The following is a 19,930-nucleotide window of genomic DNA, read 5'->3' as shown; positions in this document are numbered from 1 at the left end:
TGTGGTTAATCGAGGAGGGTGCGTGCGGAACGGACCCAGGAGCAGAACCACGGGCGGTGCCTCGAGGGAGAGGACTCATGAGTGAGATGACGAACGTGAGCACCGGTCGTGCTCAGCAGGCCGGACAGACGGCCAGGCAGGAGGCGGCGGCCACGGCCGACCAGGCCCGCCAGGGTGCGGGCGAGGTCGTCGGCACGGCCGCCGAACAGGCCAGAGCCGTCACCGGCGAGGCCAGGGCACAGGCCGGCGCGATGGCCGGCGACCTGCGGGCGCGGGTCGCCGAGGAGGCGGAGAACCAGGCCCGCCGCGGAGCACAGGCGATGCGGCAGTGGGCGGACGACCTGTCCGGTCTCGCGGAGGGCGCCGACGGGGACTCTCCCGCGAGGAGCCTCGTGGCCCAGGCGGCGGACCGCGGCCACCGCGCCGCCGACTACCTGGACTCGCGGGGAGTCGGCGGTCTGGTCGGTGATCTGGAGGACTTCGCCCGCCGGCGCCCCGGAGCGTTCCTCGGCGGCGCGGTGCTGGCCGGCTTCGCGATCGGGCGGCTCGCCAAGGCGGGCGGCAAGGCGGGCGGCAAGGCGGGCGGCGAGGCGAACGGATCCGGCCCGGGCCCCTCCGAACGTCCGGGCGCTCCCGGTCCGGTGCCCCTGCCCGGGGAGGCGGCGCCACCGGAGCTGCCGGAACACCGGGAGGCCTGAGATGTCGTCGCTGACACCGCACGCCCCGGGAGCACGCGCCGCGAAGCACCGCGGGCAGGAGGACAGCTCCCTGGGGGAACTGCTGTCGACGGTGACGTCGGACGTGCAGCAGCTGCTCCGGCAGGAGGTGGAACTGGCCAAGGCCGAGGTCCGGGAAGAGGCCACCAAGGCGGGCAAGGCCGCCGGGATGTTCGGCGGCGCCGGCTTCGCCGGCTACATGGTGGCCCTCCTGCTGACACTGGCGGCGATGTTCGGCCTGGGCAACGTCATGGACCTGGCCTGGGCCGCGCTGATCGTCACCGCGCTGTGGGCCGTGGTCGGCCTGATCCTCTACCGCCGGGGCCGCGCACGGATGCGCACCGTGTCGCCCAAGCCGGAACAGACCATGGAAACACTGAAGGAGGACGTGCGATGGGCACGGCACCCGACCGGATAAGGGCCGACATCGAGTCCACGCGGGAGAGGCTGTCGGAGGACGTCTCCCGGCTCGCCGACCGCGCCCGCCCGCGCCAGGTGGTACGGCGCCGGACCCGGCGCGCCCGCGGGGCACTGCACGGCGTCAGGGAGCGGGTCATGGGCAGCGCTTCGGAGATCACCGGACAGACCGCCGACCGCGGCCGCCAGGCCGCCCGCTCGGTGCAGGACACCACCGGCCAGGCCGCCGGGAAGGTCACGGACACCGCGCGTCAGACCGCGGAACAGGCGGGCGAGGCCGTCCGGCAGGCGCCGGAACAGGCGATGCGGCAGACCCGGGGCAACCCGCTCGCCGCGGGCCTGATCGCTTTCGGCGCGGGCCTGCTGACCGCCTCGCTGCTGCCCACCTCGCAGGCGGAGGAGCAGGCGGCGCAGCGGGCCGGGCAAGCCGTCGAACCGGTGAAGCAGGCCGCGCTGGAGTCCGCGCAGCAGCTGAAGGAGGACGCCACCCGGGCCGGCCGCCAGGCCGTCCAGGAGGTCGGCGACACCGCCTCCGAAGCCGCCCGCACGACCAAGGACCGGGCGGCGGAGCAGGCCGGCCAGGTGTCCGACCAGGCCCGCCGGTCCGCGCAGAGCACCGCGGACGAAGCACGCGGGCAGACGGGCGGCCCCTAGGAGGAAGCCACGCCACGGGGCGGACGGGACGGCCCGCCCGCCCCGCGGGACGCGTCCCGGTGCGAACGAGGCGTGAAACCGGCGTGCCGGGGTAACCGCTTGCCGCTGGACGGGAAGGGCCGCGACACCTGGGGAGGTCGGAGCGGCCCTTCCCCTTGAGCTCCTCGCCGCGCACCTGGTCCGGGGGCGTCCGGATCAGTAGCCGTAGATCATCTTGTAAGCCACCTCGGGGAGGAACTGCCCGGCCGAGGAGCCCTGTCCCACGCCGCAGTTGCCGTCGGACTCGCCCGGAACCTTGATCCACAACAGCATCTCGGCACCTCCGCCCAGCCGGGTGGGGGTGCCGATCCGGCGGCCCGCGGGGTTGCACCACTGGCCGTCGGAGCCGTTGCCGTTGCGGCTGGTGTCCACGACGAACGGCTTAGTGTAGCCGTAGCGGGTGCTCAGTTCACGGTTGACGGCGTTGCCGTAGGCGGTGTTCTCGGCGGTCGGAATGTAGTTGGAGATGTTGAGCGAGAAGCCGTGGGCCTGTCGGAGCCCGGCTTCGTGGAGACGCCGGGCCATCGTCGCCGCGTCGGCCCAGCGCGGGTTGCCGGCGTCCATGTAGACCCAGGTGTTGGGTGCCTGGCGGCTGAACTGGGCGAGGGCGCCGCTGAGCATGGTCTCGCGCTCGTCGATCTGTGCCTGGTTCATGCAGCCGTAGTCCCCGAGCGAGTCGGGTTCGAGGAGGACGACGGCCGGGCGGTTGCCGATCCCGCCGGCGAACTGGGCGATCCAGTCGGCGTAGGCGGACGGTGAGGCGGCGCCGCCCGCGGAGTGCCCGCCGCAGTAGTCGCGGTGGTAGATGTTGTAGGCGACGAGCAGGGGCAGTTTGTCGACGCGGTCCGCCGCTCCCGCGTAGGCCCCTGTGGCGGTGCCGATGGGGCCGCTCCAGGAGCCGAACCAGCGGGCCATCGGGGTGTTGGCGATGGAGGCGTTGATGGCGGCGGCCCGGCCGTCACGGGGGTTGGCGGCCACCCACCTCTTGGCGCTGGAGTCGGGGTCCACGTAGAACCCGTTGGTCAGGGTGGTCGGGTCGGCCGCGTGCGCGGACGGCGCGGCGGCGAGCGCCAGCGGCACGGCGCAGAGAGCCGTGAGCAGGGAGCGGAGTGTGCGGCGCATGGCTGAACCTCGATCTCTGGTGGGGACGGGGTGGCGGTGTGGGTCCCGCGCCGGAGCGGCGGGTCCCACCGGGTCAGCAGGTGGGTTCGGTCCGGGGGAGCAGTCCTTACGCCGCGCCCCGGGCCGTCACGCGGTTGGCGTTCCGGTCGGCGGGCCGGACGTGAACTGTCCGGAGGCAGCGGCTGCGCGGCCGGCGGGCCCACGACGGCGGCTCGCCGACGGCGGGTCCCGGACCGGTGGCAAGTGCGGTGGCGCGACCCACGCCGTCGGTCAGGGTGTGGACACCTCGAACCGCGTGACGCGGACCGCGCCGCCCAGTGCCTGTGTGGCGTGGTTGAAGAGGGCGAAGCGGTAGCCCATGAAGAACCGCCAGTCGTTGCCCATCGAGAAGGCGGGGCCGAGACGGGTGAAGCGGGTGCCGTCGGTGCTGTAGGAGAAGGTGCCCGGGCGGGGCGAGCCGGGGCGGATGTCCGCGTGCGCGCGCAGCCAGATCCGGCCGCCGGTCACGGGTGCGCTCGCGAGCTCGGTGCCGGTGCCGGTGGTGTTCCAGTTGCCGTCCATGGTCAGCCCGCCGACCATCACCACCCGCGTGGCGCCGCCGTCGCGCTTCACACCGATCCACGCGGACGAGTCCCGCAGCAGCGCGAGTCCGGCCCGGTCACCGTCCCGCATGCCCGAGTGGTCGAGCTGGACGGTGGCGGTGGAGGTGGGGCCCTGGATGCGGTGCGTCAGGGTGTTGCGGGCCCCGTACAGGTCGTGGGTGACGGTCGCGGTCCGCAGCGTCAGGCCGTTGCCGACCGACCACTTGGTGGTGTCCGGGTTGTGGTTCCACTCCCACTTCGGCGACAGCGCGGTGCCGCCGAAGGTGTCGACGCCGATGAGGGGAGTGACCTGGCGGGGCGGGGCGGGCACCACCGGGCTGGGGTACGACGTGCCCCAGGCGCCGTTGACCAGCTGGACGACGGGCCAGCCGTCGGGGGTCCAGCTGACCGGCGCCAGGGCGGGCACGCGGCCGCCGGGGTAGGCGTCCACGAAGGCCAGGTAGTACCAGGCGCCGCTCGGCGTCTGCACCAGCCCGCCCTGGTGCGGCACGCCACCGCCGGGGATCGGTCCGCGCAGGTCGAGCAGCACCTGCCGCATCGTGTAGGGGCCGAAGGGACCGCCCGCCGACTTCAGGATGTACTGCCCGTTCGCGGGGCGGGTGAGGAAGATGTAGTACTGCCCGTTGATCTTGTAGAAGCGGGCGCCTTCCAGAGTGCCGACGCTCGACGGCGTGGTGAACACCGGTTGGCTGCGCACCTGGGTGCGGCCGTCGGGCGAGAGCTGCGCCACGCTGATGGTGGTGTTGCCGTACGCCACGTAGAGGGTGTCGTCGCTGTCGACGAGCAGTCCGGCGTCGTAGTAGGGCGTACCGATGGTCGTGTGCCGGCTCCACGGGCCCTCGACGGCGGTGGCGGTGTAAACGTACGTCCTGGCGAAGTCGATCTGCCCGAGCCAGTAGAACGTCCGGTTGCTCGGGCGGTAGGCCAGTGTCGAGGCCCAGATGCCGCGGACGTAAGCGCGCGCGCCGTTCAGGTCGTACTTGGGGCCGAAGTCCAGGACGGGCACGGAGTGGCCGGCGATCTCCCAGTCGACGAGGTCGTAGGAGCGCAGGACGGGTGCGCCCGGCGAGTAGTGCATGGTCGAGGCGGAGGCGTAGTACGTGTCGCCGACGCGGATGACGTCGATGTCCGCGAAGTCCTGCCAGATCACCGGGTTGGTGTACGTGGCGGCGGCCGCCGGGCCGGGCAGGGACGCGGCGGCGCGTGAGGCTCCGGCGAGCGGGAGCAGGGCGCCGGTGACCAGACCGGAGGCGGCGGCCAGCGCTCGGCGGCGCCCGATGGGGTGATGCGGACATGACATAGACATCCGTGCCTTCCTCGTGCCGGCTGACGTGGGGGGCTGGGGAGCTGTTCCGGCGTGCGCGGTGCGGGGTGTCCTGCTCGTGGAGCCGTGTCGCTGTGCCCGTCGATGCGGTGTGCGCGCGAGGTGTGTGCGAAATACGGAACACCGATCGGCTTGTCGAGCATCCAGGATCATAGGTGGCCGATGGACGCCGTCAAGCCCTCTCGCAATATTCGGTTCCCTCATCGAAATGTTTCGAAGCGCGTGGGGCGCCCCGCCTCGCGGTCGGCCCGTACCTCCGGCCCCTACCGCCGTGGGCGGCGTCGAGGACGCCGGACGAATCCTTCGGCCTGCCGGCCCATCCCGCGTACCCGGGTCCCGGCCACGCCCCGCCGGGCCGGAGGCCGGTCCGGGATGTTCAGGCGGTGGGGCACGGCGCCGTCGAACCGGGCGTCACCGCGCCGCGGACCAGGGGCGGACGCGGGAGGGCGGCGCGGCCGGTGGCCGCGGTCCGCGCCTGCTGCCGGGCGAAGACGACCAGGCGCAGCACGGCGAAGCGCGCCACGCCCGCGAGCGCGGAGGCGGACAGGTAGACGGCCTGTTCGAGCATCGCGCCGGGCGCCGCCGCCACCCGGTGCAGAACGAGCATCGCCGCGCAGGTCACCGCGTAGGCGGCCGCCGCCGATCCGGCCGACTGGGCGTGCTGACGCGCGGTCGCGTGCCGGCCCGCGCCGAAGGTGAAGCGTGCGTGCAGTTCGGTGGTGAGGAGCGTGGACGCCGTGGTGACCAGGGCGTTGGCCAGGATCCAGGGCATCCAGGAGGCGACGGCCGCCACGGCGAAGCTGGAGGCGAGCCCCACTCCGCCGCCGCAGATCACGAAGCGGGCGAAGGCGGTGAGGACACCGGGGCCCGCCCTCCGCTGCCCCTGTGCTGTATCCATGATCCCCCGATCGCCCACGCCGTTTCGACATTGTGAAACGCTACGTTGCGTTTATGAATCGGGCAACTCATTTATGATGCATTCTCGCTATCTGTGTAGCTCAGAGTGGGGAAATCATTGCAATGGGCGTTCGTAACGCAACAGTCCGCGTAGGGGGCCATCGTTGCAATGGCTGACGTGAAGGCAATGGGTGCGGCCCCTCGGGGCCGGTCAGGCGTGGGACAGGGCGAACGAGACCAGGAAGCCGCTGACGGTCACCAGTCCGATGGCCAGGTGGGCTTCCTGGAAGGCCTCGGGGATCATCGTGTCGGCGATCATCGCCAGGATCGCGCCCGCGGCCACAGCCGTCACCGCCGCGATCACGGCCGTCGAGAAGCCCCCGACCACGGCGTAACCCAGGACGGCGGAGAGCGCGCTCGCGGCGGCGATCGCCCCCCACACGCCGAAGACGTAGCCCTTGCCGCGCCCGGCCTTCCTCATGCCGGCCGAACTGGACAGCCCCTCGGGGATGTTGCTGATGAACACCGCCGCCACGGTGACCGCGCTGACGGCGCCGCCGTTGAGCAGGCCGACCCCGATGACGGCGGACTCGGGGACACCGTCGAGCAGCGCGCCCAGCGCCAGCGCCAGCCCCGAGCCCTTGTCCCGCTCCTCGGAGGGCTGCGCCTGCGCCGGGTGGTGGCCGGACCGCTTGCGATGCCGGGCCCCGCGGCGCGCCAGCCACACGTTGCCGGCCGTGTAGGCCAGGGCCCCGGCCAGCGTTCCGAGGGCCGCCGGGGCGAGTCCGGCCTCTTCGTAGGCTTCACCGACCAGTTCGAAGGACACGGCCGACAGCAGCACACCCGCGCCGAAGGCCATCACCAGGGCGATGACCTTCTGGGGGACGCGCAGCCGGTAGCCGAGCAGCGCTCCGAGCAGCAGGGCGGAGCCGGCCACCATTCCCCAGCCGCCGGCTTGGATCATTTCAGGCATGCTGCTCCGTCTGCCCCGACACGGAGCTGTCCCACCCGCTCGACGGCCCGCCACGAGTTGAACGGACAAGGAACACTCGCGCCACAACCGTGACGGGCGGTTCGGACAGGCATACGGTGACCCCACCATCTGAGCTCTGGGAGTGGCGGGGGACCACCAGTGGGGTGGCTGAGCTTCGAGAACGTCATCGCCATCGGCACGTCCGTCCTCGGTCTCCTCGTGCCCATCGCGATGTTCCTCTACGACCGCCGGGTGCCGCGCCGCAAGCTGATCGGCTACCGGGTGCAGATGGACAGCCCCATAGGCGACGGCTCGTCCAACCCCCGCCTCGGCGACTTCGACGTACCGAACATGGCCGACGCGTCGCTGGTGCTGCTGCGCATCGAGAACGACGGTTCGCAGAGCGTCGCCGACAACGACTACACCTCGTCCGAAGTCCACGGCCTGACCGCCGAGTTCACCGGCCGCACCGTCCAGGCCGTCTCGGTCACCCAGCCGTCCGGCATCGAGCACCTGAACAGTCACTTCACCAACGCCAACGGCTTCGAGCACATCGGCAGCACGGTGACCATCCCGCGCGTCCCGCTCAATCCGGGCGACCACTTCAAGCTGCTGGTGCTGCTCTCCGGGGGCTCGGCCGAAGGGGAGGTCAAGCTGATCGGCGGTCTGCGGGACGGCCGGGTCCACCGCAACAGCGCGCCCAAGCCGGACGAGAAGCAGCGCACGTTCAGCCTCCCGGCCCGGCTGCTCAGCGGCGCCCTGGCGCTCGCGGTGCTCGCCCTCGCCGGCATCATCGTGCTGCGCGTCGGCAACCCGATCGAGTGCGAGCAGGGCGAGTTGACCCTCACGGGCTCGACCGCCTTCGAGCCCGTCGTCCGGACGCTCGCCGAGCAGTACGAGGACAAGTGCCAGGGCGCCGACATCTCCGTCGAGGCGCGCGGCAGCGAGGACGGGGTGTCCCAGCTCGCGGAGCTCGGCGAACGGTCACCTGGCGCGGCCCGCTCCGTGATCGCCTTCTCGGACGGGCCGATGGGCGAGCGCTGGAACCTGACCGGGAACGAGGTCGCGCTGTCCTTCTTCACCCTCGTCGCGCACAAGGACGTCGACCTCGGCCCGCGCGGGTTGTCCCCCGGGGAGGTACGGGACATCTACGCGGGCAAGTACCGGCGCTGGGGCGAGGTCGTCCCCGGCCGGAAGGAGATCGCCGACCTGCCGATCGTCCTGGTCAGCCGAGGGGACGAGTCCGGGACCCGGCAGATCTTCCAGGACCGGGTGCTCAAGGGCTGGGAGCGGGCGCCGAGCACGTCACTGGACTGCCGACCGCCCGCACGGCCCGGTGACACGGTCACCCGCTGCGAACTCGGCTCCACCCGGGCCGTCCTGGACAAGGTCGCGGAACAACCGGGCGCCATCGGCTACAGCGAGGTCGGTCTCGCCAAGGAGCGCGGCGGCAAGGTGAACACGGTGCCGCTGGACGGCGACTGGCCGAACGAGACGCGGATCGACCTGGGCGCGGGCCCCTACCCGTACAAGGACGTGGAGTACGCCTACACCTACGGTCCCCCTCCGGCCGGCTCCCTCGCCGCCGGTTTCCTGGCCTACCTCGACGAGTCCACGAGCCAGAAGGTCATCCGGGGCAAGGGGCACCTGCCGTGCCTGCGGGAGCCGGAACACTGCCGGTGAGACACCGCCTCCCGGCGCGCTCCGGCCCCGTTCGCGGTACGGAGCCCAGGACCAGTGGCCAGCGGGCCGATCGCCACGGTGCGGCGCCGCAAAGCGGCCCCTACCCGTCCATGCCAGCCACCGCGACCGGGCGCAGGACCGTCAGTGGTCCCTCCCGGCGGGTCACCATCGCGAAGGGGAACCTGTCGACCTCCAGGCAGAGACCGACGTCGTCCGGGTGGCTGCCCTCCCGCCGGCCCGTGGCGAGTTCCGCGGCGGCGCGGGACGTCCTCGCACGACGGACGTACGGGGCCGCCTCGACGTGGGCCCCGGCCATGAGCCGGCCGATGTACTCGGCGCAGGCCAGGTCCTCTTCGGCGCGGCCCGCCTCGCCGGTGACGACGAACGTCACCGGACCGGGTCCACGGGCCTGGAGGAACCGCGCTGTCGGGCCGGCCACCACGAAGCTCGCGCACAGGACCAGCGGTGCGTCGGCGACGGCCAGGGCGCCGACCGTCCCTGCCGTCGTCTTCTGCACCAGCGTGCGACCGGTGAAGTCGCGTGATCTGAGCCGGCCGGGGGAGTTGACGGCGTCGAAGCCCTCGGCCGGAGCCCCGTCCTTCAGCGCCAGCCAACCGGGCCGGCTCTCCTTCAGGGCCAGTGCCTCATCGACCGTCGAGGCCAGGACGATCCGCTCGGCCCCGCGCGAAAAGGCCCAGGCGGCCACCGTGAAGGCCCGCATGACGTCGATGACGACCGCGACACGGGGAACGCCGGTCAACTCCGGTATCCCGACGAAGTGGTGATCCATCACGCCATCCTGCCGTACGTCGGGTGGCTGCCGGGGCGGCCGGCGGTGAGCGGGCCTTCTCAGCAGGGCTTCCGCCACACCCCCAGCTCCGGTCTCTTCAGCATCGACGACAGCCCCAGCCGGCGGCTGTCGGCGCAGAAAGCGCTGCGCGGCTCCGCGTACTCCACGTGGAACACCGCCTTGCCCGCCTCGATGAACGGGGACAGCTCGTCGCACTCGTCGTACTGGGCGCACTCCTCGTTGACCGCGAAGTCGAAGTGGGACACGAGCTGGGGGATCTGGGGCAGGTCGTTCTTCAGGCCGACCGACAGGCCCCGCTCGTGGGCGATGGCCGCGATCATGCGGTTGTACCCGAGCTGGTCGCGTGCGGTGAGCGGGAAGCCGGTGTCGTTGCCGTAGCCCTCCACCAGATCGGGCTCCACCGCGTCGAAGCCCTTGTCGCGGCACATGTCGAAACGGCGTTCCATGATCGGGCGCAGGACGTCCAGCCGCCGGATGTCCAGCCACCGTTCGCCCGTCCAGCCGTTGGGCTCGCCGAGCACCGAGCGCGGGAAGGCGTGCCGGTCCGGCCGGAAGTCCTCCCACGCGCCGACGTTGACGTAGCAGATGACCTTGCGGCCCGCGCGGTGCAGCCGGGCCACGTCCGCCGCGGAGTTCTCGAACCCGTCGATGTCGTACACGGGCACGTCGGCCGAGGGGTCGACCCTGCCGTCGAGTTGCCACTGCCAGGCGAGGCCCGGCCGGGGCTTCCACCGTGGCCCGGCCGTGGCGGGGCCGTCGTCGCCGCCGTCCTGGCAGCCCGTCAGCGCCGCGGCCGTCAGCACGGCGAGGAGGGCCGCGCGGGGCAGGAGCCTCCTTCTCATCGCCCGGCCCCGGTGAGGGCCGGAGTCAACCGCGCCCAGGGGTTGGGCGGTTCGCCCGTCACCGGCCCGCACACCGCCGCCCCCCGCTCGTGCGCCGTGCGCACGGCGAGCGGAACCAGGGCGTCGGGCACGCCGTAGACGAGGTGGCACAGCCGCTCGGGCGGATGGCGTGCCGTCCACGCCGGGCGACTGAAGGCGGAGACGTACGTCGACCAGTGGCCCTCGAAGGTGACGGTCAGGTCGGCGAGGCGCGCGTACCCCGGAGCCGGATGGACCCCGGGGTTGAGGACGACCGTGCCGGCGCCCAGCCGGCGTGCCGTGCGCACCAGCCGGCGACAGGCCGCGAGCCCCTCCGCGGTCGCCGTCACCCGGTCGAGGAAGCAGCCGTCCGCCGCGTACCACTCGCGGTGGCGACGCACGTCCTCGGTGATGTCGGCGAGGTCGCGCACCCCGTAGTCGGTGTCGACGTAGCCCAGCAGACGGGCTCCCGCGGCCCGCAGCGCACCGGCCGCTGCGGTGAACGCGGGGTCGGGGACCTCGCCCGGGCCGCTCGCCGGGTTGAGCACGACGCCGTAGGTGCGGTCAGCGGCGGTGATCAGCCGGTGCCAGGCGCCCGGGTCCTCGGCCGGATGGACGTACAGCGGGATCAGCAGGGTCACGGTGTGCGGCCGCCTTCCCACAGGGCGGTCAGGGCGTCGCCGAGACTGTGCGCCGGACGCCAGCCCAGCGCCCGCTCGGCGGCGGTGATGTCGGAACACTGCCACGACACCAGCGCCGAGCGGGCCGAACCCGACGTGGTCTCCTCGATCCGGCCCCGGAACCCGGCCAGGCCGGCGAGGTCCCGCACCAGGTCGCGCACCGGGACGGCCCGGCCGCCGCCGATGTTGAGGACCGGCGGCAGCGGGCCGGGGGCCGTGGCCGCCAGGACGGCCGCCCGTGCCACGTCGCGCACGTCGACGAAGTCGCGGTAGGCGGACAGGTCGCCCAGCCGCAGCACCGCCTCCGGGTCGGACCCGGCCTCGCGCAGCAGCGCCGCGATCCGGCCGGGCAGCCCGGTGGGCGGTGCTCCGGCACCCACCGGGTTGCCCACCCGCAGCACCACCGCGTCCAGCCCGGAGGCGGTCACCGCGACCGTGCCGGCGAGTTTGGTCGCACCGTAGGGGCCGATCGGGCGGGTGGCCGCCGACTCCGTCACCGGGGCGTCCGGGACACCGGGGCCGTACTCGGCGGCCGAGCCCAGGTGCACCAGCCGGGCCCCGGGGGCCGCCTCGCGCAGCGCGGCGCAGAGGACGGCGGGCCCGCGGGTGTTCACCTCGGCGAGGGTGACGGCGTCGCCGCCGGTCGCGCCCGCGCAGTTGATCACGGTGTCGGGCGCGGCCGACGCGAGGGTCTTGGCCAGCTGCTCCGGGCGGACGACGGCGAGGTCGACGTCGAGGTCGGCGGCCGGGGACCGGCCGCCGCCGAGGACCGTCGCGCCGGGCAGGGCGCGCAGCCGCTCGGCGACGTGGGTACCCAGATAGCCGGTGGAACCCAGGACGAGGATGCGCATGGCGTGCTCAGGCTCCCTTGAGCAGAAGCGACTTGCGGGTGGTGAACTCGGCGTTGGCCTGGTCGTAGTCGTCCGGGCGGCCGATGTCCAGCCAGTAGCCGTCGAACTCGTAGGCGTGCGGCTGGTTGCGGGCCTTGAGCAGGTCCAGCACCAACTCGTCGAAGCCCAGGGGGAGTCCGGGCGTGTACCCCTCCAGTGTGGAGCGGGACAGGCCGTAGACGCCCATGGAGACGCGGTAGTCCATGCTCGGCTTCTCGGTGAACGCGACGACCCTGCTGGCGTCGGTGGTCAGCACACCGAAGTCGATGTGCACCTTGCGGGCGTACGTGGCGATGGTCAGCGGTGCGCCGGAGTCGCGGTGCCGGCGCAGGACGTCGGCGTAGTCGAGGTCGGTCAGGACGTCGCCGTTCATCACCAGGAAGGTCTCGGGCAGGCGGTCGCGCAGGGTGAGCAGCGGGCCCATGGTGCCCAGCGGGCTCTCCTCGGTGGCGTAGTCGACGGCCAGGCCCCACTGGGAGCCGTCGCCGACGTAGGCGCGGATGATCTCGCCGAGGTGGCCGATCGCGATGGTGCAGCTGGTGAAGCCGGCGGTGGAGAGCTGGCGCAGCACGATCTCCAGGATGGCGTGCTGGTCGCCTATGGGGACGAGCGGCTTGGGCAGTGCCGTGGTGTACGGCCGCAGCCGGACGCCCTTGCCTCCCGCCAGGATCACTGCGTGCATGGGGCTCCTCCTTCGTGAACGCTTCGTGGACGTGCGTGAACCGCGTGAACCGTGTGGACGGGCGCGGACGTGACGACGGGGTCCGCGGGGTCAGATGTTGTAGATGCCGGTCTTGTAGCGCGCGAGGTTGGCCGGGTCCCGGAAGAACGTCACCGTGCGCGCGAGGCCCTCCTCCAGGGTGTGGGCGGGTTGCCACCCGGTCGCGGCGGCGAGCCGGCTCGCGTCGGCGACCAGCCGCATCACCTCGGAGTTGGCGGGGCGGATGCGCGCCTCGTCCTCGCGCACGTCCACCGGCGTGTCCATCACCTTGCCGATCAGCGCGACCAGGTCGCCGACCGAGATCTCGCCACCGGTACCGGCGTTGAAGGTACGGCCCACCACCTTCTCGGCCGGAGCGGTACCGACCGCGAGGAACGCCTGGGCGGTGTCCTCGACGAAGGTGAAGTCCCGCGTGGGACGCAGGTCCCCGAGGGTGATCGTGCGCTCCCCGGCGGCGACCTGCCCGATGACGGTGGGGATGACCGCCCGCATCGACTGGCGCGGCCCGAAGGTGTTGAACGGCCGCAGCGTGACGACCGGGGTGTCGAAGCTGGCGTGGTAGCTGTCGGCCAGCCGGTCCCCGCCGGCCTTCGAAGCGGCGTAGGGAGACTGGGTGTTGATGGGGTGGTCCTCGGTGATGGGCACGGTCCGCGCGGTGCCGTACGTCTCGCTGGTGGAGGTGTGCACCAGCCGGGGCGTGCCCAGGGCCCGCACGGCCTCCAGCACGTTGAGGGTGCCGGTGACGTTGGTGTCCACGTAGCTGTGCGGCGCCTGGTACGAGTAGGGGATCGCGATGAGGGCGGCCAGGTGGTAGGCGGTGTCGGCGCCTTCGAGGAAGCCGCGGACGGAACCGGGGTCGCGGACGTCGCCGAGGACGATCTCCACCTGGTCCAGGACGTCCGGGTGCAGGGTATCCAGCCAGCCGTAGGAGGAGAAGGAGTTGTACTGCGCCATGGCGCGGACGCGGTGCCCGGAGGCGACCAGGGCCTCGGTGAGGTGCGAACCGATGAAACCCTCGGCTCCGGTGACGGCGGCGAGCGGTGCGGAGGTCAACTGGGTTGTCCCTTCGGTGGGTCGGAGTGGGCGGGAGGAACCGGGTCAGGCGTGCGGGGCGGGCCTGCCGAGCAGCCGCAGCGCGCACGCCACCAGACACAGGGCGGCGCCGCCGCAGCAGAGCGGCAGGGCCGGGGCGGCGGCCGGGGACGGCAGGAGCAGGGCCGCGGCTACGGCACCGGCGGCTGCCGCCAGGCAGATCCCGGCCGACGGCCAGGCCGCCCCGAACGCCTGGAGCAGCAGCGCGGTCCACAGGACGGCCGCGAGGAGCAGCAGGGCGACCGGGTCGGCTCCGGTCACGAGTGCCGCCGGCAGCAGCGGCGCGAGGTAGGCGAGCAGGCAGAGGCCGAGGATGCCGGCCGAGCGCAACAGGAACCCGGCGGGTGTGGCCGTGGCACGCAGCGCGGCGACCGACAGTCCGCGGTAGCGGTACAGCAGCCACTCCGCGGGCCCCATGCTGAGGGTCAGCACGATCACCGCGTACGGTTCCTCACGTCCCTCCAGCAGCACCAGCACCGCGGCGGCCAGCCCGAACAGGCCGTAGGGCAGCGACCACAGCAGCCGCGGCCCGCTCGCGCCGGGGACGGCGGGGACGGCCGGGACGGCGAGGACCCCGCGCAGGACCCGGCCGGTGACGGCGAGGGTGGCGAGCAGCGCCAGCAGGGGCAGCCCGGCCCGGAGCGCGGGGCCGGGCTCCCACCAGGGCAGGACGGCGGCGCCCGCGAGCAGCGGGCTGAGCGCGGCCAGCAGCAGCCGCTCGCGCCCCAGCACCAGCAGCACTCCGGCGGCGGCCAGGTACGCCGACTGCGCGGCCGCCACCAGGGTCACCGGCCCGCCGCCGGCGGGCAGCGCGGCGATCCCCGTGGCCACCGCCGCTCCCGCGGGCGCCCCGGCCAGGAGGGTGCGGCCCGCCTCCCGGCGTCCGGTCGCCAGCCGCAGGTGGGCGCGGTGACCGAGTGCCTGCCCCCATGCCCAGGAGACGAGTCCGGCCACGACGAGGGCGGGGGCGTACCCGCCGGCGTCCCACAGGGGAGCGGCCAGCAGGTAGGCCAGGCCCGGCAGGGCGAACAGCACGCCGCGCAGCAGACAGCGCACGGTGTCGGGGCGCCAGGGGTCGGCCGCCGGGGCGGGTTCGGGGAAGGTGCGCGGCACGCGTTCGTACAGCGCGGAGGCGAGGGAGAACAGGTTGGGGTGGCCGTACCGTTCGTTGATGACGGAGGCGGACAGCCCCTCCGCCTCCAGCAGCGCGGCCACTTCGTAGGGGTGGACCGCGGGGCCTATGCGGTCGGCGAGTTCGGCGGCGAGTTCACTGACCGCCTCCTCGTCGGGTCCGTGCCGCGGCAGCCGGATGGCGAGCGTGGTGTCGTCCAGGGCCCAGCGCGGCCGGCGGCGTGGCGGGCGGGTGCCGGCCAGCCGGATGGCCAGCGTGTCCTGTTCGGAGCCCCCGGGTTCGAGGGATATCGGCCCGCTCACAGGGCGAGGCTTCCGGCGCCGTCGACGGCCGGGGCGGCCATCGTGACCCTCGGTGGCATGACCGTCGGCTCCTTCTTCGGATCGGCCAGTTCCAGGTAGACGGCGCGGAACGTGTCGATGGTCTGGCGCAGGGTGAACTGCTCGATGACCCGTAGCCGGGCCGCCTCGCCCATGGCAGCGCGCCGCCCGGGATCGCCCAGCAGCTCCAGGGCGGCGGTGGCCATCGCCCGGGGATCGCGCGGCGGCACCACGAGCCCGGTGTCACCGACGGCCTCGCGTACACCGCCGACATCGGTGGAGACGGTCGCCCGGCCGCAGGACATGGCCTCGATCAGGGTGAAGGGGAAGCCCTCGCTGATGCTGGAGAGCATCACGACGTTTCCGGCGGCGTAGGCGTCCTTGATGTCGTCGACGCGCCCTTCGAAGGTGACGGCGTCGGCGTGCCCGAGCTCGGCGGCCAGGGCCTCGCAGCGTTCCCGGTATGCCTCCCCACCGCGCGGTGTCCCGCCGAACAGCCGCAGTCGCGCCTGCGGGAGGCGGGCGCGCACCAGGGCGAAGGCGCGGATGAGGGTCTCCAGGTCCTTGATGGGGTCGACCCGGCCCGCCCAGCTGAGCGTGGGCGTGTCCGGTTCGGGCCCGGCCGCCGGGAACGCGGCGGGATCGACGCCGTTGTACACGGTGCGGATCGACTCCGGGTCGGCGCCGCCCTCCTCCTCCCAGAGCCGGTTGTAGCGGTTGCCCGGGGTGATCAGGGCGGCCCGGCGGTAGCTCTCCCGCGCGAGCAGCCGGAAGAACCCGAGGACGACCGCCTTCACCGGCCAGCGGTAGGGCGCCGTGCGGTAACCGAGGTAGCGCTCGCGCAGGTAGACCCCGTGCTCGGTCAGCAGCAGGGGAACACCGTGGTCCTGCAGGGCCGCGAGGCCCGGCAGCACGGCGACCCCGCCGCTGACCGCGTGCGCGACACCGCTGACGGGCGGCGGGGCGGCCAGCGGGCGCAGGGCGTGCTCCAGCAGGGCGGTCGCGGTGAGCGCGTCGTGCAGGGTCGGCCGTGCCTCGCGGACGGCGAGACCGGGGCGGTTCCACAGCGCGGTCAGGATCGCGATGGCCCGGTCCCCGCGCAGGAAGGGGCTCAGGGTCCCCTCCGAGGCGGCCCGCGCCAGCGCGTACAGGGCGGGTGCGAAACCGTCCTCGGCGCGCGGGTCGAGCAGGGCGGTCAGGAACCGCTCGTAGGCGGCGGCGAGTCGGTTGCGGGCCCGGCCCCGCGGCGGGCGGCCCTCGGGCGGGGCGCCCCACATGGGGACGGACAGCACACCGGTGACGTGCGCGGGCAGGTCCCACACGACCGGCTCACGTCCGGTGCCGGTCACGGCGATGACGTCGAAGGCGAGGTCGGGCATGCCCTGGACGAGCTGATCGCACCAGACGCTGACGCCGCCGTGGCTGTGCGGGTAGGTGCCTTCGGTGAGCAGGGTGACGCGCGTCGCTGCGGTGCGTCGCGCGCCGTGGGGAACGGCCATCGTTGTGCTCCACGGCTGAGGTGTGGGGTGGTTCGGGCCGGTCCCGGCCGCCGCGGGGCGGCCGGGACGTCCGGTCGGTGCGGGGCGCGCGCGGCGCCGTTCAGCCGTCTGCGGTGTGGCCCACGGGGTCGCTGACGCCCGCGGGGACCCGGGTCCGTGGAGCGGGGGCGGTGGCCGGGGCGGGTCCGGCGGTGTCGCCGGCCGGAGCCGGGGTGGAGGCCGGGAGCGTGAGGGCGAGCGGAGTGCCCGTGGAGGGTGTCCAGCCGGACACGGCCCCCGCGTACGCCTCGCCGAACGCGGCGCCCGACCGGGTGGTGCCGGCGGGCAGGGTCGCGGGGACGGCGAGACCGTCCGGGGCGTCGACGGTCACCGTGCCGCCGACGCGGTGGGCGGTGACCTCCCCGGCCCGGACTGCGGCCTGCCAGGCGGCCCGGCGCCGCAGTTCGGCGCCGACGTCGCGCATCCGCGGATTGACGAGGGGGGTGTTCTCGGCGAACAGGGCCGCGTAACCGTCCAGGACGCCGTCGAGGACGGGATAGGCGATGCGGTCCTCGGCGAGGTTCGACTGGTGGATGAAGTGCGGCCTGGGGTCGTTGGACAGGGCGTGCCCGAGGGCGATCCGGGTCTCCAGCGGCACGATGTGGTCCGTGTAGCCGGTGGCGGTGTCCAGGGGCGCCGGCAGGCAGGTGGTGGTCTGCGGGTTGTCCTCGCAGATGCCGCTGCCTCCCTGGGCGCGGCTGGTGTAGATCCAGTTGTACTCGTCGACCTGTTCGGCGGCCCGTCCGGCGTTGTAGAAGACGTTCATCGGGTAGCGGGGGACGGTCGTGGCCGGGCCGACCCGGCGCTGGGCGGGCTCACGGGAGTTGTCGGAACCGAGCCAGGCGATGTCGTTGTCGTCGAGGGCGAGCGCCAGGTTGGGGTTGTCCTCGGGCTGCTGCGGCAGCACCTTCATGCCCGAGTGCTCGCCGGTGACCAACTCGTCGTCGTGCAGCGGCAGTCCGGCGCTTTGGCCCCAGACGCGGTTGGTGGCGATCTCGTCCGAGATCTCGTCGCGGCTCATCCACTTGGTGCTGCCGTCGGCGTTGGTCGCGCACTTCCAGGGCACCACGGTGGTGTCCTGCACGCAGCCGAGGAAGGGGTGCGAGTAGGTGTGGTTGATCCACCGGAACTCGCCCCGCCGCGCGATCAGCCGGTCGGCGGTGGGGTCGGCGCCGTTGTTGTCCTGGCGGTGGTCGACGCTGCCGGCGCCGTTGTAGGCGAAGTCGAGGGTGAAGTCCCTGTCGCGCTGCCATGCGACGGCGTGGTCGACGTCGGCGGGTGTCATCCGGATCGGGTCGGGGGTGGCGTTCGGGTCCGTGCAGTCGACGTCGCCGGGTGTGCAGTTGAGCGTGCTGTTCCACCGGTCGTCGGCGGCGAAGACGTCGTCCACGTGCACGGAGAAGTAGTTGCGTGAGGCGCCCAGGTGCACGCCGCCGGTCATCCACTCCACGATGCCGCGGGCCAGGAGCCGGAACTGCTGCTGGTACTGGTTGTAGACGAAGGTCACGACCAGCTCGCGCCGCCCGTCGTGCCGGTACTCGCCCACCAGCGTGCCCTTGTCCGGCCGTCCGGGGATCGCCGCCTCGACGTACGGGGTGAAGTCGGCCCCCGCCACCGGCTTCGACAGGTAGGCGTAACTCTCGCCGATCGCGGGGTCGTTGTCCTCGAAGGGCACCGTCCCGTCGAGGTAGCCGAAGGGTCCCGCCTTGCCCGCGGCGGTCACCTCGGCCCGCCTGCCGTCGATGCTGCCGGAGTAGCCGCCGTGCACGGGGTACTGCAGGCCGGCCTCGGGGCGCGCGTAGGTGTAGGCGTCGACCTGGGGGATGTCGTACGTCCGCTCGTAGGCGGCGAGGGCCGCCATCTCGGCGGAACCGGCCGGGAACGGGTTGTCGTTGGGCAGGACGACGGCCTGGAACCTGGCGCGTGGCCGCCCGTCGGCGGTGTCCGCGAGGAAGTCGGCGTCGATCACGGTCCGGTCGGACCGGGTGAGGTCGATCCGGGTGTACGGCGTGCCGGCCGCGGCCAGTTCGGCGGCTATCGCGTCGGTGGACGGGCCGCCGTCGCTCACCACCAGGACCCGCAGGTCGACACGGGGCGCGGTGTCGGCGTGTGCCGCGCCGGCCGGCAGGCCCAGTGCGGCGATGAGCGCGCCCACCGTGACCACGGTGGTGCGTATGGTCCGCTTCATGCGGTGAATTCCCCTCCCCGGGCAGGGGTGAGCACGGCTCCCGTGGAGCGGACGCACCCCCTCGCGTGCCGCCGGCGTCCCCCTCAGAAGCCGGTTCGTCACGCATCCGTTCGCGTCACATAGTGAGGTCTGTGTGGAGATTTCGCGGTCATGTTGCGCAACATGACGAAAAAGCGCAGGTGTCGAACGGGGTGCCGCCGAAGGCGAATCGGTGCCGTCCGGTCGCCGGGGAGAGCCGGCTGCGGTGACCGCCAGGGCCCGGGACCGCTGGTCCGGGCCCTCGCGGCGCACCGGCGGGCCCCGCGGGCCCGCCGGTCGTCGTTCCAGTGGTCCAGTCCAGGGCGGATACCTGGGCAGGGCACCTTTCAGGTCACCGCCGCCGGCTCCGGGGGCCGGTGTCAGGAGCAGAGCACTCGCGTCACGGGCGTGTAGACGGGACCGCCGCTGACGTTCGTGGAGTCGCTGAACTCGGCGTAGAAGTAGGAGTAGAAGCCGATGTTGCCGTTGCAGCCGGAGTCCGCGGCGATGTCCAGCTTCAGGGTGACCGTACGGCTCTGCCCGGGCGGGATGGTGGCGCCGTAGTTGGCGCCCAGGTTGGCCGGGCCGGTCCCGGAGCACGGCGTGGCGCCGTTCGCGGTCGCCAGGGTGCAGCCGGAGAAGGCGTACTTCAGGTCCGGGCGCTGCGTGGTCAGCCAGGTCGGTTCGATCGTCTGGTACACGAACCAGACGTCGTAGGTGTTGTTGTTGGTGAGGGTCATCGACAGGTTGACCGTGCCGCCGGGCGTGGTGGTGGCGCTGTCGGTGGAGAAGGTGAGCTCGGCGGATGCGGGGGCCGCGCTCGCGCTGGGAGCCAGGCCGAAGACGGCGAGGAAGAGGGCGAGGACGGCACCGAGGCCGAAGCGTCTCATCAGGGGTGATCGCATGGCCAGGGAGGCTAGGCAGGGGGCGGCCGCGGCGTCTGCCCCGCGCGGCGGGCGCCGTTCACCGTGCGGCCGGATGTGTCCCCGGCGTGAAGGCGGTGTGGCGAGGGTGTGCGGGAGTGGGGGAACGGGCGTCGGCCCAGGTGGTTCGCGCGGCCAGAGGGCGTTGCCCGGGCCGCGGCCCGGCGACGGCCTCACCCCGCGCCGGGAATGACATTGGCGCGATACGGATCGGGCGGACACCCGGCCGGTGCCTGCCGCCCCGCCGGACAGTCCGGCCGAGCAGACGGACCGGCGCCCTCGACGAGGCGCGCACGGCCCGAGCGGCCGCCATCGGCCCACCAGGACGAC

The 19,930-nt window shown here is 73.1% G+C and carries 18 protein-coding genes; 4 read left to right on the top strand and 14 right to left on the bottom strand.

Going from position 1 to position 19,930, the window contains the following annotated elements; genetic code table 11:
* The first annotated feature begins 77 nt into the window (after positions 1-77).
* The 3 genes from AC07DA_RS19475 to AC07DA_RS19465 are packed head-to-tail and all read left to right on the top strand — an operon-like array spanning position 78 to position 1,787.
* Positions 78-698 (top strand): hypothetical protein, encoded by a 621-nt coding sequence (locus tag AC07DA_RS19475; RefSeq protein WP_479129395.1) that lies wholly within the window; start codon positions 78-80, stop codon positions 696-698.
* Between the two features lies 1 nt (position 699).
* Complete coding sequence (locus tag AC07DA_RS19470) at positions 700-1,134, top strand: phage holin family protein (RefSeq protein ID WP_479129394.1); 435 nt, start codon at positions 700-702, stop codon at positions 1,132-1,134.
* Positions 1,110-1,787, top strand: coding sequence for a DUF3618 domain-containing protein (locus AC07DA_RS19465; RefSeq protein ID WP_479129393.1), 678 nt, complete (start codon positions 1,110-1,112; stop codon positions 1,785-1,787). The genes AC07DA_RS19470 and AC07DA_RS19465 overlap by 25 nt, the downstream gene beginning before the upstream one ends.
* Positions 1,788-1,982: 195 nt before the next feature.
* Here the strand turns inward: AC07DA_RS19465 and AC07DA_RS19460 are convergent, their stop codons facing one another.
* The 4 genes from AC07DA_RS19460 to AC07DA_RS19445 form a co-directional block, all read right to left on the bottom strand.
* Positions 1,983-2,948, bottom strand: a complete 966-nt coding sequence (locus AC07DA_RS19460; protein ID WP_479129392.1) for a glycoside hydrolase family 6 protein — start codon at positions 2,946-2,948, stop codon at positions 1,983-1,985.
* A gap of 270 nt (positions 2,949-3,218) precedes the next feature.
* Positions 3,219-4,850 carry a glycoside hydrolase family 43 protein gene (locus tag AC07DA_RS19455; RefSeq protein WP_479129460.1) on the bottom strand — a complete coding sequence of 544 codons (1,632 nt, stop codon included), beginning with the start codon at positions 4,848-4,850 and terminating at the stop codon, positions 3,219-3,221.
* A 400-nt stretch (positions 4,851-5,250) separates the two neighbouring features.
* The gene (locus tag AC07DA_RS19450; protein ID WP_479129391.1) at positions 5,251-5,772 is read right to left on the bottom strand and encodes a hypothetical protein; all 522 of its coding nucleotides are present in this window, start codon (positions 5,770-5,772) and stop codon (positions 5,251-5,253) included.
* Positions 5,773-5,982: 210 nt separating this feature from the next.
* Entirely contained in the window at positions 5,983-6,744 is a 762-nt protein-coding gene (locus AC07DA_RS19445; RefSeq protein WP_479129390.1) for a ZIP family metal transporter, read from the bottom strand.
* 159 nt (positions 6,745-6,903) lie between these two features.
* Here AC07DA_RS19445 and AC07DA_RS19440 point away from each other — a divergent pair, with 159 nt between their 5' ends.
* On the top strand, positions 6,904-8,427 hold the full coding sequence (locus tag AC07DA_RS19440; protein WP_479129389.1) for a PstS family phosphate ABC transporter substrate-binding protein: 1,524 nt from the start codon (positions 6,904-6,906) through the stop codon (positions 8,425-8,427).
* A gap of 100 nt (positions 8,428-8,527) precedes the next feature.
* On the opposite strand, the gene AC07DA_RS19435 is transcribed toward AC07DA_RS19440, so the two are convergent.
* The 10 genes from AC07DA_RS19435 to AC07DA_RS19390 all read right to left on the bottom strand — a co-directional run bounded on the left by AC07DA_RS19435 (position 8,528) and on the right by AC07DA_RS19390 (position 19,567).
* Positions 8,528-9,217, bottom strand: coding sequence for a 2-phosphosulfolactate phosphatase (locus AC07DA_RS19435; RefSeq protein ID WP_479129388.1), 690 nt, complete (start codon positions 9,215-9,217; stop codon positions 8,528-8,530).
* 59 nt (positions 9,218-9,276) lie between these two features.
* Positions 9,277-10,080 carry an endo alpha-1,4 polygalactosaminidase gene (locus AC07DA_RS19430; RefSeq protein WP_479129387.1) on the bottom strand — a complete coding sequence of 268 codons (804 nt, stop codon included), beginning with the start codon at positions 10,078-10,080 and terminating at the stop codon, positions 9,277-9,279.
* A complete protein-coding gene (locus AC07DA_RS19425; RefSeq protein WP_479129386.1) occupies positions 10,077-10,739 on the bottom strand; it encodes a spherulation-specific family 4 protein in 663 nt (220 codons plus the stop codon). Before AC07DA_RS19425 ends, AC07DA_RS19430 begins: the two co-directional genes overlap by 4 nt.
* Complete coding sequence (locus AC07DA_RS19420) at positions 10,736-11,629, bottom strand: NAD-dependent epimerase/dehydratase family protein (RefSeq protein ID WP_479129385.1); 894 nt, start codon at positions 11,627-11,629, stop codon at positions 10,736-10,738. Before AC07DA_RS19420 ends, AC07DA_RS19425 begins: the two co-directional genes overlap by 4 nt.
* A 7-nt stretch (positions 11,630-11,636) precedes the next feature.
* Positions 11,637-12,350: a nucleotidyltransferase family protein gene (locus AC07DA_RS19415; RefSeq protein WP_479129384.1), complete on the bottom strand. Its 714-nt coding sequence runs from the start codon at positions 12,348-12,350 to the stop codon at positions 11,637-11,639.
* 90 nt (positions 12,351-12,440) lie between these two features.
* Positions 12,441-13,442: a GDP-mannose 4,6-dehydratase gene (locus tag AC07DA_RS19410; protein WP_479129383.1), complete on the bottom strand. Its 1,002-nt coding sequence runs from the start codon at positions 13,440-13,442 to the stop codon at positions 12,441-12,443.
* A 45-nt stretch (positions 13,443-13,487) separates the two neighbouring features.
* Positions 13,488-14,915 (bottom strand): hypothetical protein, encoded by a 1,428-nt coding sequence (locus AC07DA_RS19405; protein WP_479129382.1) that lies wholly within the window; start codon positions 14,913-14,915, stop codon positions 13,488-13,490.
* Positions 14,912-16,432 (bottom strand): GT4 family glycosyltransferase PelF, encoded by a 1,521-nt coding sequence (gene pelF, locus AC07DA_RS19400; RefSeq protein WP_479129381.1) that lies wholly within the window; start codon positions 16,430-16,432, stop codon positions 14,912-14,914. Before pelF ends, AC07DA_RS19405 begins: the two co-directional genes overlap by 4 nt.
* Before the next feature lie 100 nt (positions 16,433-16,532).
* Positions 16,533-18,659: a hypothetical protein gene (locus tag AC07DA_RS19395; protein WP_479129380.1), complete on the bottom strand. Its 2,127-nt coding sequence runs from the start codon at positions 18,657-18,659 to the stop codon at positions 16,533-16,535.
* Between the two features lie 398 nt (positions 18,660-19,057).
* Complete coding sequence (locus AC07DA_RS19390; RefSeq protein ID WP_479129379.1) at positions 19,058-19,567, bottom strand: hypothetical protein; 510 nt, start codon at positions 19,565-19,567, stop codon at positions 19,058-19,060.
* Positions 19,568-19,930 lie beyond the last annotated feature (363 nt).

It is taken from the genome of Streptomyces sp. NPDC044921, from assembly GCF_056432865.1.
Note: the sequence above shows the minus strand (reverse complement) of the source record. Positions and strands in the feature narration are given on the sequence as shown.

What these genes read in the sequence shown, in the direction of transcription:
- AC07DA_RS19475 (WP_479129395.1), top strand. Translation starts at nt 78, where the DNA reads ATGAGTGAGATGACGAACGTGAGCACCGGTCGTGCTCAGCAGGCCGGA.
- AC07DA_RS19470 (WP_479129394.1), top strand. Translation starts at nt 700, where the DNA reads ATGTCGTCGCTGACACCGCACGCCCCGGGAGCACGCGCCGCGAAGCAC.
- AC07DA_RS19465 (WP_479129393.1), top strand. Translation starts at nt 1,110, where the DNA reads ATGGGCACGGCACCCGACCGGATAAGGGCCGACATCGAGTCCACGCGG.
- AC07DA_RS19460 (WP_479129392.1), bottom strand. Translation starts at nt 2,948, where the DNA reads ATGCGCCGCACACTCCGCTCCCTGCTCACGGCTCTCTGCGCCGTGCCG.
- AC07DA_RS19455 (WP_479129460.1), bottom strand. Translation starts at nt 4,850, where the DNA reads ATGTCATGTCCGCATCACCCCATCGGGCGCCGCCGAGCGCTGGCCGCC.
- AC07DA_RS19450 (WP_479129391.1), bottom strand. Translation starts at nt 5,772, where the DNA reads ATGGATACAGCACAGGGGCAGCGGAGGGCGGGCCCCGGTGTCCTCACC.
- AC07DA_RS19445 (WP_479129390.1), bottom strand. Translation starts at nt 6,744, where the DNA reads ATGCCTGAAATGATCCAAGCCGGCGGCTGGGGAATGGTGGCCGGCTCC.
- AC07DA_RS19435 (WP_479129388.1), bottom strand. Translation starts at nt 9,217, where the DNA reads ATGGATCACCACTTCGTCGGGATACCGGAGTTGACCGGCGTTCCCCGT.
- AC07DA_RS19430 (WP_479129387.1), bottom strand. Translation starts at nt 10,080, where the DNA reads ATGAGAAGGAGGCTCCTGCCCCGCGCGGCCCTCCTCGCCGTGCTGACG.
- AC07DA_RS19420 (WP_479129385.1), bottom strand. Translation starts at nt 11,629, where the DNA reads ATGCGCATCCTCGTCCTGGGTTCCACCGGCTATCTGGGTACCCACGTC.
- AC07DA_RS19415 (WP_479129384.1), bottom strand. Translation starts at nt 12,350, where the DNA reads ATGCACGCAGTGATCCTGGCGGGAGGCAAGGGCGTCCGGCTGCGGCCG.
- pelF (WP_479129381.1), bottom strand. Translation starts at nt 16,432, where the DNA reads ATGGCCGTTCCCCACGGCGCGCGACGCACCGCAGCGACGCGCGTCACC.
- AC07DA_RS19395 (WP_479129380.1), bottom strand. Translation starts at nt 18,659, where the DNA reads ATGAAGCGGACCATACGCACCACCGTGGTCACGGTGGGCGCGCTCATC.
- AC07DA_RS19390 (WP_479129379.1), bottom strand. Translation starts at nt 19,567, where the DNA reads ATGAGACGCTTCGGCCTCGGTGCCGTCCTCGCCCTCTTCCTCGCCGTC.